Source organism: Gemella sp. GL1 (assembly GCF_013415365.1).
In the GTDB taxonomy this organism is placed as follows: Bacteria; Bacillota; Bacilli; order Staphylococcales; family Gemellaceae; genus Gemelliphila.
Genome location: NZ_JACBYB010000015.1, coordinates 1 through 12,159 on the forward strand (window position 1 = coordinate 1; position 12,159 = coordinate 12,159).

The following is a 12,159-nucleotide window of genomic DNA, read 5'->3' on the forward strand; positions in this document are numbered from 1 at the left end:
TCACGGCGGTAACACGGGTTCGAATCCCGTACGGGTCATTAAATAAAAGGAGGATTAGCTCAGCTGGGAGAGCACTTGCCTTACAAGCAAGGGGTCAGCGGTTCGATCCCGTTATCCTCCACCATTTATTATTAAATAAGAATTAAGGGTAGGTAGCGAAGAGGCTAAACGCGGCGGACTGTAACTCCGCTCCTTCGGGTTCAGTGGTTCGAATCCACTCCTGCCCACCATTTATTGGGATATAGCCAAGCGGTAAGGCAACGGTCTTTGACTCCGTCATGCTCTGGTTCGAATCCAGATATCCCAGCCATGAGCCATTAGCTCAGTTGGTAGAGCATTTGACTTTTAATCAAAGGGTCGAAGGTTCGAGTCCTTCATGGCTCATTTTAAATAAATGCCTAGTGCATTTTATTATGGCCCGTTGGTCAAGTGGTTAAGACACCGCCCTTTCACGGCGGTAACACGGGTTCGAATCCCGTACGGGTCATTAAATAAAAGGAGGATTAGCTCAGCTGGGAGAGCACTTGCCTTACAAGCAAGGGGTCAGCGGTTCGATCCCGTTATCCTCCACCATTTATTATTAAATAAGAATTAAGGGTAGGTAGCGAAGAGGCTAAACGCGGCGGACTGTAACTCCGCTCCTTCGGGTTCAGTGGTTCGAATCCACTCCTGCCCACCATTTATTGGGATATAGCCAAGCGGTAAGGCAACGGTCTTTGACTCCGTCATGCTCTGGTTCGAATCCAGATATCCCAGCCATGAGCCATTAGCTCAGTTGGTAGAGCATTTGACTTTTAATCAAAGGGTCGAAGGTTCGAGTCCTTCATGGCTCATTTTAAATAAATGCCTAGTGCATTTTATTATGGCCCGTTGGTCAAGTGGTTAAGACACCGCCCTTTCACGGCGGTAACACGGGTTCGAATCCCGTACGGGTCATTAATTTAAATAAGCATTGTGCTTATTTTTTTTATATTAACTTGTTTAAATAATAATTATTTATGTTTTATGCAAAAATAATTTTATTAAACTTGATTATGATGCATTTTTAGAAGTTGTAATAAACTAAGTTATAAAAAATGTGGGATCTTATCTTTAGAAATTGTAAATTTAAAATGATATAATATTAGTATCAAAATTATTTCCGGGAAATATTTATTCGGAAAATTTTTATTTTTAGGGGGAAGAAAAATGAAAATCATTTACTTATCATTGACTGGTAATTGTAAGAAATTTTTGAGTTATACAAATGTTAAACTAGAAAATATAATGTCTATAACTGATTTAGAAATAGTTGATTTTCCTTTTATTTTAGTTACTCCAACTATAGGATTTGGGGATATACCTTTAAAAGTAAAGGAATTTATGGATAAAAATTCCAGATATGCTGTAGGTGTAGTTGCAAGTGGAAATAGAAATTGGGGAAGTAATTTTGCAGCTTCTGCTGATAAAATAAATGCAAGTTATGGGACACCTATTTTAATGAAATTTGAGCTTTTAGGAAATAATAGAGATGTAGATAAATTTAATGAAATCTATGAGGAGATAAGTAATGCCAGAATATAAACACATAGAACTTAACAATGAGGTGACTAAACGAGATGAAACAGGGTTTTATATGCTATATAAAGACAAAGAAGCAATCACTGAATTTTTAAGAGAAATTGATGACAAAACAATTAAATTCAATTCTGAATTAAAAAGACTAAGATACCTTGTAGAGGAAAATTATTATTATAATATTTTTAATCAGTATATTGAGGAGGAAATTCTTGATTGTTTAGAATTAGCAACTAATTATAAGTTTGAATTCCAATCTTATATGGCTGCTAGTAAATTTTTTAAAGACTATGCACTTAGAACTAATGATAAAAAACAATATCTAGAAAACTTTAATCAACATGTATTTATAGTTTCAATGTTTTTAGCTGGTGGTGATGCTTCTTTAGCTAAGGAATTAATTATTTCTATGCTTGAACAGAGACTACAACCAGCTACACCAACATTTTTAAATTCTGGTCGAGCACGCCGTGGTGAGCTAGTATCATGTTTTCTATTAGAAGTAGGTGATTCGTTAAATTCTATAAATTATATTGATTCTACAGCTAAACAACTATCTAAAATTGGAGGGGGAGTTGCTATTAACCTTTCTAAACTTCGAGCACGTGGAGAATCAATTAAGGGAATTAAAGGGGTAGCTAAAGGTGTAATCCCTGTAGCAAAATCATTAGAACAAGGATTCGCTTATGCGGATCAATTAGGTCAAAGGCCTGGTGCAGGAGCTGTGTATTTAAATATTTTTCACTATGATGTTTTAGAATTTTTAGACACTAAGAAAGTAAATGCTGATGAAGAATTACGTTTACCTACTATATCAACTGGTTTAGTGGTTCCATCATTATTTTTTGATTTAGCAAGAGACAATAAAGACTTTTACATGTTTGGACCACATTCTATTTGGGAGGAATATGGTCTTGTTCTAGATGATATTGATTTATCTGAATACTATGATAAATTTGTCGCTAATGAAAATATTATTAAGAGAAAATTCTCAGCAAGAGATATGTTATCATTAATTGCATCGACTCAATTACAATCAGGATATCCATACTTGATGTTTAAAGATAATGCTAATAAAAATCATGCTTTAAGTGAAATTGGGCAGGTCAAGATGTCTAATTTATGTACAGAAATTTTTCAATTACAAGAGACATCTTTAATCAAAGATTATGGAGAAGAAGATATTATTAAGCGTGATATCTCTTGTAACTTAGCATCATTGAATATTGCAAATGTAATGGAATCAAAAAAAATTAAAGAATCTGTATATTCTGGAATGGACGCATTGACATTTGTTTCGGATTCTACAAAAATTAAAAATGCACCTGGAGTAGTTAAAGCAAATGATGAGTTTCACTCAGTAGGATTAGGTGCAATGAATTTACATGGTTATTTAACGAAAAATTTAATTGCTTATGAATCAGAAGAAGCTAAAGATTTTGCAAATGTATTCTTTATGATGATGAATTATTATACAATAGAGCGTTCTATGCAAATAGCTAAGAAAAAAGGAAAAACCTTTAAGGATTTTGAAAAATCAGACTATTACAATGGTAAGTATTTTGATAAATATACAGAAAATCTTTTCTTACCAGTAACAGATAAAGTTAAAGAATTGTTTAAAGATATTTATGTACCTACTAAAGAAGATTGGTCTAGCTTAAAAAACAAAGTTAGAGAAAATGGACTTTACCACGCATACAGAATGGCTATCGCACCAACACAATCAATTTCTTATGTACAAAATTCAACTTCGAGTGTATTACCAATCGTAGATAAGATTGAAAGACGTGCCTATGGTAATGCTGAAACATTTTATCCAATGCCTTACCTAAATGCTCGTAACCAATGGTATTATAAGTCAGCCTTTACAATTGATCAAATGAAGCTTATAGATCTAATGTCTGTAATACAAGAACATGTAGATCAAGGTATATCTATAATTTTATTTGTAAATTCAGACATATCAACAAGAGAATTAGCTAGATACTATGTATATGCGCACCACAAGGGGTTAAAATCACTTTACTACACAAGAAATAAATTACTATCAGTAGAGGAGTGTACCTCTTGTTCAATATAAAAGAGAGGATTATAAAATATGAAAGCAGTAAACTGGAATAAGCAAGATGACCTTACATTTATGTACTGGCGTCAAAATATTGCACAATTTTGGGTAGATACGGAGTTTAAAGTATCGAAAGATATAAAAAGTTGGACGGAAGACTTAAATGATTCAGAAAGAGACACTTATAAAAAAGTTCTTGCAGGATTAACAGGTCTTGATACTCAACAAGGTGATATGGGAATGCCACTTGTTTCTTTGCACACAGAAGATATGAGGAAACAAGCAGTTTACAGCTTTATGGGAATGATGGAACAAATACATGCTAAGTCGTATTCAACAATTTTCACCTCTCTTATATCATCTTCAGAAACAGATTATTTGTTAGATGAATGGGTTACAGCTAATAAGGAATTACAATATAAAGCTGAAAAAATAAATTCTTACTATATGAAGTTATTTAAACCACAAGTAGGAAAATATGATCAATATATGGCACGTGTTGCTTCAGTATTTTTAGAGTCATATATTTTTTATTCAGGATTCTTCTATCCTTTATATTTAGCTGGTCAAGGTAAATTAACTACATCTGGAGAAATAATTCGTAAGATATTATTAGATGAAACTATACATGGTTCATTTACAGGTTTTGATGCTCAAGAAATATTTCAAACATTAACTAAGGAAGAACAAGAAAAAGCAGAGAAAGAGATGTATAAGCTGCTATTGGATCTATATCAAAATGAGTTAGTCTATACAACTGATTTATACGACCAAATAGGTCTTACTGATCAAGTTAAAGACTATATTGAATACAATGCTAATAGAGCTTTAGCTAATTTGGGATATCCAGGTTATTTTGAACATAAAGATTTAAATCCAATAATAGAAAATGCTATGGATACATCTACTAAGAATCATGATTTCTTTTCTGTTAAGGGAGATGGCTATGTTGTTTCTATGAATGTAGAGCAATTAGAAGATGATGATTTTATATTTGAATAGGAGAAAAATATGAAAATTTTAATGGTTAGACACGGAGAAACTGATTATAATAAAAATCATTTAGTCCAAGGACATACAGATATACCTTTAAATGCAACCGGAATTCAACAGGCGAAAGATGCGGGATTAAAATTAAAGGACTATAATATAGCTGCAGCTTATTCAAGTCCAATGGAAAGAGCTTATGATACTTGTCGCTATATGTTAGATAATTCTGAAAATCAAGACATAGCTATAGAGAAGGATATTAGAGTTATAGAAAAAAATTACGGTAAATTTGAAGGTGCTACTTATGAGGAGTGGCATCTTGGACAAGAAAAGGGTGATATATCAAGTGTTGAGTCGGATACTGCTATTGCCCAAAGAATAGAAGATTTTTATAAAGAGAAATATGATGAGCATAAAGATGATACAATTTTAGTTGTTTGTCATGGTGCTTGTACTAGAATTTTCTTAGAATCAAAAAAAATTAGACCCAATGATGCTTATATAGTTAATACATCTTTAAATGAAATTGAGTATGATGGAGAAAATTTTACTTTATTGAAATATAATGCTTAATAGAAGTATACATGCTTCTATTTTTTATATGAAAAAATTTTTATATGATATAATGTATAAGAAATTAAATTATGTAGGAGAGATAAGATGGCCAGAGTAGAAAGTTTTGAATTAGATCATAATATAGTAAAAGCACCTTATATACGAATAGCTGGTGTAGAAACTCATGAAACAGGAGCAAAAATTAGTAAGTTTGACCTTAGATTTTTACAACCCAATAAAGATGGATTTTCAACTGGAGCAATGCATACACTGGAGCACTTATTAGCAATTAATATGCGTGATCATTTGAAAGGAATTATTGATATTTCACCAATGGGATGTAGAACAGGTTTCTACATGATTATTTGGGGAAGTCCTAGTGTAGAAGAAGTAAGAGAAGTTTTAGTTAAAGTTTTACACACTGTAGGAGAAACAGAGGTAGTTCCTGCTACAACCGCTAAAGAATGTGGGAATTTTAGAGATCATTCATTATTTGCAGCTAAAATTTATGCAAGTGAAGTACTGAGTCAAGGAATTAGTTTAGATCCATTTAAAAGAATTTTATAAAGGGTGGTTTTACCGCTCTTTAATTTAGAATTAAATGAAGTAAAAAAGAGGATATTATACATAGTAAATAAGAGATAATAGGAGGAAATAAAATGATAACAGTAAAAAATATTATAGTAGATCCGCATGAAACACTTAGATTACGTTGCGAGGAAGTAAAGTCACCAATATCAAAAGAAGATAAGGACATTTTACGTTCATTACTTGAGTATGTGATTGCATCACAAGATGATGAATTGGTAGAAAAATATGGATTGAAACCAGGAATTGGATTAGCAGCACCTCAGATTAATGTAGCTAAAAGAATGATGGCGGTCCATATTCCAAATGAAGAATATCCGGAGAATACAATATCTTATGCTTTATATAATCCAAAGATTATTTCTCATTCAGCGGCTAAATCTTACTTAGCAGGAGGGGAAGGCTGTTTATCCGTCGATAAGGAAATAAAAGGATATGTTCCTAGATATTCTAAAATTAAGGTAGTAGGATATAATGAAAATGATGAAAAAGTAACTTTAGACTTAAAAGGTTTACCTTCTATTTGTTTTCAACATGAAATTGATCATTTAAATGGGGTTTTATTTTACGATCATATCAACAAGGAAAATCCTTTCGATATATCAGAAGAATATGAGAAACTTTAGTTTTAGGACACTTGACAAAAAAAGAGAATAGGAGTAGAATAAGTATTAAGTTAATACTTTATTTGGTATAGACATGTTTTAAAATATAAAATTTTTAGAGAGAGTATGCTTGCTGAAAATACTTAATTTTGATTTTAAAATTCTACTATTTTCTATATGATTAGTTATAGACCAAATAATTTTCTAAAGAGAGCTGTGAAGCTAAATTTAGGGTGGAACCACGATTAGACTCATCGTCCCTTGCATTTATATATTAAATGCGAGGGATTTTTATATTTTTGGAGGAAGAAAATGTTAGATATTAAATTAATAAGAACAGAAACTGAATTTGTCAAAGATAAGATTGCTAAGCGTGGAGATGATGCAGTAATAGTAGATACTATTTTAGAATTAGACAAGTTAAGACGTGAAAAATTGATAAAGGTTGAAGATATGAAGGCTTTACGTAATAAAACAAGTGAAAAAATTGCAGTTTTAAGACGTAATAAGGAAGATGCTAGTGATTTTATCTCAGAAATGAAAAAACTTTCTGATGAGATAACTGAATTAGATACAGAAGTTAGGGGAATTGACGAAAAATTACAAGATATTTTATCAAGAATACCAAATCTTTTATCTGATGAAACTCCAGTAGGAGAAGGTGAAGAAGATAATGTAGAAGTTCGACGTGTTGGAAATTTACCAAACTTTGATTTTGAAGCAAAAGCACATTGGGATTTAGTTGCTGATTTAGATATAGTTGATTTTGAAAGAGCAGCTAAAGTTTCTGGTGCTAGATTTGCCTTTTATAAAGGAGCAGGAGCTTTATTAGAAAGAGCATTGATTAATTTTATGATTGATACCCATGTTGTTGATCATGGATATCAAGAGATGATGGTACCACAAATGGTTAATAGAAATTCTTTATATGGAACAGGACAATTTCCTAAATTCTTAGAGGATGTCTACACTGTAGAATCAGAGGGATTGACACTTATTCCAACCGCAGAGGTACCTTTAACAAACTATTATAACAATGAAATATTAAGTGAGGACGACTTACCGCAAGGATTAACAGGTTTTTCAATTTGTTTCCGCTCAGAAGCAGGTTCAGCAGGACGTGATACTCGTGGTTTAATTCGTATGCACCAATTTGATAAAGTAGAAATGGTTAGATTTTCTAAACCAGAAGAATCCTTCCAACAATTAGAATTAATGACAGGTCATGCAGAAACTATTCTTAAAAAATTAGAATTACCTTATCGTGTTATAACATTATGCACAGGAGATATTGGATTTTCAGCCGCTAAAACTTATGATATAGAGGTATGGTTGCCGAGTTATGGGGCCTATAAAGAAATTTCATCATGTTCAAATTGCACAGATTTCCAAGCGAGACGAGCTAACATTAGATTTAGAAGAGAGAAAAATGGTAAATTAGAATTTGCACATACTCTAAATGGATCGGGATTAGCAGTAGGGCGTACAGTAGCAGCTATAATAGAAAACTATCAAAATGAAGATGGATCAATAACAATTCCAGAAGTGTTGCGACCATATATGAGAGGTATGGAAAAAATTACTAAAGCCTAGTAGTTAATGATAGGATATACTATAAAGTATTAGAATGAGATAGAATTTTTATAGAAGAAGTATCTTGGGAGCATAATAAAGTAATAGAATGCTTTGAAGAATAGAATACAGACAGACCTAGCAAGAAATCTTGCTAGGTCTTTATATTTGTCTTTTAAAAATTATAATATGGGTAAAATTAGTTGTACTACTTTTTATCTAAAATTATGATATGTTAAATAAGAAAAAATAGGTGAGAAGTTAATAATTTATTAATTTTTTAAAAGGAGAAACAAAAAAGTCAAAAAAAGTCAAAAAATTTTATTTTTTCTATTGACATTATTTGACCTTAGTGGTATTATATAAATATGAGTTAGCACTCGATAACTCAAAGTGCTAATTCTGAAAAAATAAGAAGGTGGATACTATGTTATTAGAAAGGCAAGTTCTTATCCTTCAAACAATAGTTGAAAATTTTATCAATAATAATCAACCAGTAGGGTCAAAACTAATATCACAAGATATAAAATTCTCGTCAGCTACGATTCGTAATGATATGAGTAAGCTTGAAAAAGAAGGATTTATAATGAAGACACATACATCTTCAGGAAGAATTCCTTCTGAAAAGGGATATAGATATTATGTTGATTATATAAATACAGAGTATAAGCTAACAGATGATGATAATACTATAATTAATTCTATAAATAAGGAAGAAGTTTATTCACAATCTAAATTTTTAGAAAAGAATGCTATAGTCTTATCAAATTTAACTGATTGTACAGCAATTATATTGGCACCTACTAAATCAGATAAAAGGATAAATAAGATAGAATTGATTTTATTAAGTCCTAGAAGTGTACTGGTAGTATTAATTACTAGTATAGGAGAAGTCCATCAACAGAATTATAAAATGCAAGCTGATTTTACAAATGATGATATAGCAGAGGTAAATAGATTACTTCAAGTATATTTCTATGATGTAGAAATGGCACAGGCTCATATAGTACTTCATAAAGAACTTGAAAAATATCTTAAAAATAAAGTAAATAATTATGATATGATAGTTCTAGTATTAAATAGACTTCTAAATGATGAAAGTAAGAAAACTATTGCTTTGGGTGGTAAGTATAATTTGCTAAAACAACCTGATATAGATAATATAGACAAATTAAAAGAAATAGTAAGTCTTTTAGAAGATGATAGTATCATAGAACTTTTAGATAATAACTCTACAAGTAATGATATATCAATAAAAATTGGTAATGAGCTTTCTGGATCTAATTTGACTGAAGTCTCATTAATATCAAGTAAGTACTCTAGCGATAAAGGAGAAGGGGTTATTGCTGTAGTTGGTCCTAAGAGAATGAACTATAAAAAAGTAATGGCTTTGATAAGATGTGTAAAGAGTAACTTGAATAAAAACCTAAAATAATAGGAGGTAGCTATGTCTAGTAAAAAAGAAGAAAATTTAGAAAAAAAGAAAGAGAGCTTAGAGGGTACAGTAGAAGAAAATCTAAAGGCCACCACTGAAGAAATAAAGAATATAAGTGAAGAATTAGAGTCTGAAGAAACTTTAGAAAAAGAAGTCGAAGAAAGTATAGAGGGCCTTTTAGAAGCTAAACTTTTAAAAGCAGAAGAAGACTTGAAAGCATCGGAAGATAAATATTTAAGACTTTATGCAGAATTTGAAAACTTTAAAAAACGTAAAAATCAGGAAATAGAAACAAATAATAAATATAAAAGCCAAAAGATAATTTCAGAAATACTTCCTAGTATAGATAACTTAGAAAGAGCTTTAGCTTCAACCGAAGAAACAGAAGAGACAATTGGACTTTTAAAAGGTGTACAAATGGTCTATGAAGGATTACAAGCTGCTCTAAAATCAGAGGGAGTAGAGCTAATAGAATCAACGGGAGAAAAATTTGACCCTAATGTTCATCAAGCGGTAATGCAGGATAGTGATTCTGAAAAAGAATCTGGAATTGTATTAGAAACTTTCCAAAAAGGATATAAATTAAAAGATAGAGTAATTAGACCAGCTATGGTTAAAGTAAATTCCTAATACTTAAGAAGAAATAACTTTAAAATTATAAAAATATTTTAAAATTTATCCGAATAACTAGGAAAAATATTCAGTGATTAGAGATAATTGCTGAGTAAATTAGATGTGAAAATAATATTAATTGTATATAAATAAGGAGAATAAAAAATGTCAAAAATTATTGGTATAGACTTAGGAACAACTAACTCATGTGTATCTGTATTAGAAGGAGGGGAAGCTAAAGTTATCCCTAACCCAGAAGGAAATAGAACTACTCCATCAGTAGTGGCCTTTAAGGGAGATGAGATTCAAGTAGGTGAAGTTGCAAAACGTCAGGCAATTACAAACCCTAACACAGTAATTTCAATTAAGCGTCATATGGGAACTGATTATAAAGAAGCGGTAAATGGAAAAGATTATTCACCACAAGAAATTTCGGCAATGATTTTGCAAAATTTAAAAGCAACAGCAGAGTCATATTTAGGTGAAAAAGTAACTAAAGCAGTAATTACAGTGCCAGCTTACTTTAATGATGCTCAACGTCAAGCAACTAAAGATGCAGGTAAAATTGCTGGACTAGAAGTAGAAAGAATTATCAACGAACCAACAGCAGCAGCTCTAGCTTACGGTCTAGATAAAACAGATGTAGATCAGAAAATCCTAGTATTCGACTTAGGAGGAGGAACATTTGATGTTTCTATTCTTGAATTAGGAGATGGAGTATTTGAAGTATTATCTACATCAGGTGATAATTTACTAGGTGGGGATGACTTTGACCAAGCAATCATTGACTACTTAGTAGAAGAATTTAAAAAAGATCAAGGAATTGATTTATCACAAGATAAAATGGCTATGCAACGTCTAAAAGATGCAGCAGAAAAAGCTAAGAAAGATTTATCTGGAGTAACATCAACTCAGATATCTCTACCATTTATCTCTGCAGGGCCTGCAGGACCAGTTCACTTAGAGAACACATTAACTCGTGCTAAATTTGATGAATTAACTCATTCATTAGTAGAGAGAACATTGATTCCAACTCGTCAAGCACTTAAAGATGCAGGGTTATCAGCTTCTGAAATTGATCAAGTAATCTTAGTAGGGGGATCTACTCGTATCCCAGCTGTGCAAGAAGCAGTTAAGAAAGAAATGGGTAAAGAAGCAAATAAAGGAGTAAATCCAGATGAAGTTGTTGCAATGGGAGCAGCTATTCAAGGTGGAGTTATTACTGGAGATGTTAAAGATGTAGTACTACTAGATGTAACACCACTATCACTAGGTATTGAGACAATGGGATCAGTAATGACTGTATTAATTCCAAGAAATACTACGATTCCAACATCTAAATCTCAAGTTTTCTCAACTGCAGCAGACAACCAACCTGCAGTAGATATTCACGTGTTACAAGGTGAAAGACCAATGGCAAATGATAATAAGACTTTAGGAAGATTCCAATTATCAGATATACCACCAGCACCACGTGGAGTGCCTCAAATCGAAGTTACATTTGATATTGACAAAAACGGTATCGTAAATGTTACAGCTAAGGATTTAGGAACACAAAAAGAACAAAAAATTACTATTGAATCATCATCATCACTATCTGATGCAGATATAGATAGAATGGTTAAAGAAGCAGAAGCAAATGCGGAAGCAGATGCTAAACGTAAGGAGGAAGCTGATTTACGTAATGAAGCGGACCAACTATCATTCCAAGCTGATAAAGCTTTAGAAGATGGAAAAGATAAAGTTGATCAATCACTATTAGATGCTATTAAAACTAAAAATGATACATTAAAAGAAGCAATTAAAAATAACGAATTAGAAGGGATTAAGTCTGCAAAAGAAGAACTAGAGAAAGCTGTTCAAGAAATGACTATGAAGTTATATGAACAAGCACAAGCAGCGGGATCTGCTAACTCAGAAGCAGAAACTACATCATCAAATGATAAAGATGATGACGTAGTAGAAGCAGATTTCACTGAGAAAAAATAAGCATACAGTTATTAAGATAAAAAAGTTAAAAATTATTATCTCAAGATTTTCTAGAATGAAAATGTTGTTTAAAACAATAGGAAGCAATCACATAGTGATGTAATATATATATAGAAAATTTTTAAAAATAATCAAAATTTGAAATAAATAAGGGAGTGTTTTACGCTCCCTTAAAATTTAACATAGGG

The 12,159-nt window shown here is 31.6% G+C and carries 10 protein-coding genes and 10 tRNA genes; all 20 read left to right on the forward strand.

Annotation, left to right across the window (positions count from 1 at the left end; translation table 11 throughout):
- Nucleotides 1-48 precede the first annotated feature (48 nt).
- The 20 genes from HZY82_RS04105 (at nucleotide 49) to dnaK (ending at nucleotide 11,971) form a co-directional block, all read left to right on the forward strand.
- A tRNA-Val gene (locus HZY82_RS04105) sits at nucleotides 49-124 on the forward strand.
- A 22-nt stretch (nucleotides 125-146) separates the two neighbouring features.
- Nucleotides 147-230, forward strand: a tRNA-Tyr gene (locus HZY82_RS04110).
- A gap of 5 nt (nucleotides 231-235) precedes the next feature.
- Nucleotides 236-310 (forward strand) — tRNA-Gln (locus HZY82_RS04115).
- A 1-nt stretch (nucleotide 311) separates the two neighbouring features.
- Nucleotides 312-384, forward strand: a tRNA-Lys gene (locus HZY82_RS04120).
- Nucleotides 385-415: 31 nt separating this feature from the next.
- Nucleotides 416-487, forward strand: a tRNA-Glu gene (locus HZY82_RS04125).
- 10 nt (nucleotides 488-497) lie between these two features.
- Nucleotides 498-573 (forward strand) — tRNA-Val (locus HZY82_RS04130).
- 22 nt (nucleotides 574-595) lie between these two features.
- Nucleotides 596-679 (forward strand) — tRNA-Tyr (locus HZY82_RS04135).
- 5 nt (nucleotides 680-684) lie between these two features.
- Nucleotides 685-759, forward strand: a tRNA-Gln gene (locus HZY82_RS04140).
- Nucleotide 760: 1 nt separating this feature from the next.
- Nucleotides 761-833, forward strand: a tRNA-Lys gene (locus tag HZY82_RS04145).
- A 31-nt stretch (nucleotides 834-864) separates the two neighbouring features.
- A tRNA-Glu gene (locus tag HZY82_RS04150) sits at nucleotides 865-936 on the forward strand.
- Nucleotides 937-1,188: 252 nt separating this feature from the next.
- Nucleotides 1,189-1,563, forward strand: coding sequence for a class Ib ribonucleoside-diphosphate reductase assembly flavoprotein NrdI (nrdI, locus tag HZY82_RS04155; protein WP_135156870.1), 375 nt, complete (start codon nucleotides 1,189-1,191; stop codon nucleotides 1,561-1,563).
- A complete protein-coding gene (gene nrdE / locus HZY82_RS04160) occupies nucleotides 1,550-3,640 on the forward strand; it encodes a class 1b ribonucleoside-diphosphate reductase subunit alpha (protein WP_135156872.1) in 2,091 nt (696 codons plus the stop codon). The genes nrdI and nrdE overlap by 14 nt, the downstream gene beginning before the upstream one ends.
- A gap of 18 nt (nucleotides 3,641-3,658) precedes the next feature.
- Nucleotides 3,659-4,627, forward strand: coding sequence for a class 1b ribonucleoside-diphosphate reductase subunit beta (nrdF, locus tag HZY82_RS04165; RefSeq protein WP_135156874.1), 969 nt, complete (start codon nucleotides 3,659-3,661; stop codon nucleotides 4,625-4,627).
- Nucleotides 4,628-4,636: 9 nt separating this feature from the next.
- Entirely contained in the window at nucleotides 4,637-5,188 is a 552-nt protein-coding gene (locus HZY82_RS04170) for a histidine phosphatase family protein (RefSeq protein ID WP_135156876.1), read from the forward strand.
- Between the two features lie 87 nt (nucleotides 5,189-5,275).
- Nucleotides 5,276-5,737: an S-ribosylhomocysteine lyase gene (locus tag HZY82_RS04175; RefSeq protein WP_135156878.1), complete on the forward strand. Its 462-nt coding sequence runs from the start codon at nucleotides 5,276-5,278 to the stop codon at nucleotides 5,735-5,737.
- 92 nt (nucleotides 5,738-5,829) lie between these two features.
- Nucleotides 5,830-6,384 (forward strand): peptide deformylase, encoded by a 555-nt coding sequence (gene def, locus HZY82_RS04180; protein WP_135156880.1) that lies wholly within the window; start codon nucleotides 5,830-5,832, stop codon nucleotides 6,382-6,384.
- A 291-nt stretch (nucleotides 6,385-6,675) separates the two neighbouring features.
- Entirely contained in the window at nucleotides 6,676-7,956 is a 1,281-nt protein-coding gene (gene serS, locus HZY82_RS04185) for a serine--tRNA ligase (RefSeq protein ID WP_135156882.1), read from the forward strand.
- Between the two features lie 406 nt (nucleotides 7,957-8,362).
- Nucleotides 8,363-9,370, forward strand: coding sequence for a heat-inducible transcriptional repressor HrcA (gene hrcA, locus HZY82_RS04190; protein WP_135156884.1), 1,008 nt, complete (start codon nucleotides 8,363-8,365; stop codon nucleotides 9,368-9,370).
- A gap of 12 nt (nucleotides 9,371-9,382) precedes the next feature.
- Nucleotides 9,383-10,000 (forward strand): nucleotide exchange factor GrpE, encoded by a 618-nt coding sequence (grpE, locus tag HZY82_RS04195; RefSeq protein WP_179938768.1) that lies wholly within the window; start codon nucleotides 9,383-9,385, stop codon nucleotides 9,998-10,000.
- A gap of 147 nt (nucleotides 10,001-10,147) precedes the next feature.
- Nucleotides 10,148-11,971 carry a molecular chaperone DnaK gene (gene dnaK / locus HZY82_RS04200; protein ID WP_135156887.1) on the forward strand — a complete coding sequence of 608 codons (1,824 nt, stop codon included), beginning with the start codon at nucleotides 10,148-10,150 and terminating at the stop codon, nucleotides 11,969-11,971.
- The last annotated feature ends 188 nt before the right edge of the window (nucleotides 11,972-12,159 follow it).

Bases quoted from the DNA above. Each gene is read 5' to 3' on its own strand.
- nrdI (WP_135156870.1), top strand. From the start codon at position 1,189: ATGAAAATCATTTACTTATCATTGACTGGTAATTGTAAGAAATTTTTG.
- hrcA (WP_135156884.1), top strand. From the start codon at position 8,363: ATGTTATTAGAAAGGCAAGTTCTTATCCTTCAAACAATAGTTGAAAAT.
- dnaK (WP_135156887.1), top strand. From the start codon at position 10,148: ATGTCAAAAATTATTGGTATAGACTTAGGAACAACTAACTCATGTGTA.
- grpE (WP_179938768.1), top strand. From the start codon at position 9,383: ATGTCTAGTAAAAAAGAAGAAAATTTAGAAAAAAAGAAAGAGAGCTTA.
- nrdF (WP_135156874.1), top strand. From the start codon at position 3,659: ATGAAAGCAGTAAACTGGAATAAGCAAGATGACCTTACATTTATGTAC.
- HZY82_RS04175 (WP_135156878.1), top strand. From the start codon at position 5,276: ATGGCCAGAGTAGAAAGTTTTGAATTAGATCATAATATAGTAAAAGCA.
- nrdE (WP_135156872.1), top strand. From the start codon at position 1,550: ATGCCAGAATATAAACACATAGAACTTAACAATGAGGTGACTAAACGA.
- HZY82_RS04170 (WP_135156876.1), top strand. From the start codon at position 4,637: ATGAAAATTTTAATGGTTAGACACGGAGAAACTGATTATAATAAAAAT.
- serS (WP_135156882.1), top strand. From the start codon at position 6,676: ATGTTAGATATTAAATTAATAAGAACAGAAACTGAATTTGTCAAAGAT.
- def (WP_135156880.1), top strand. From the start codon at position 5,830: ATGATAACAGTAAAAAATATTATAGTAGATCCGCATGAAACACTTAGA.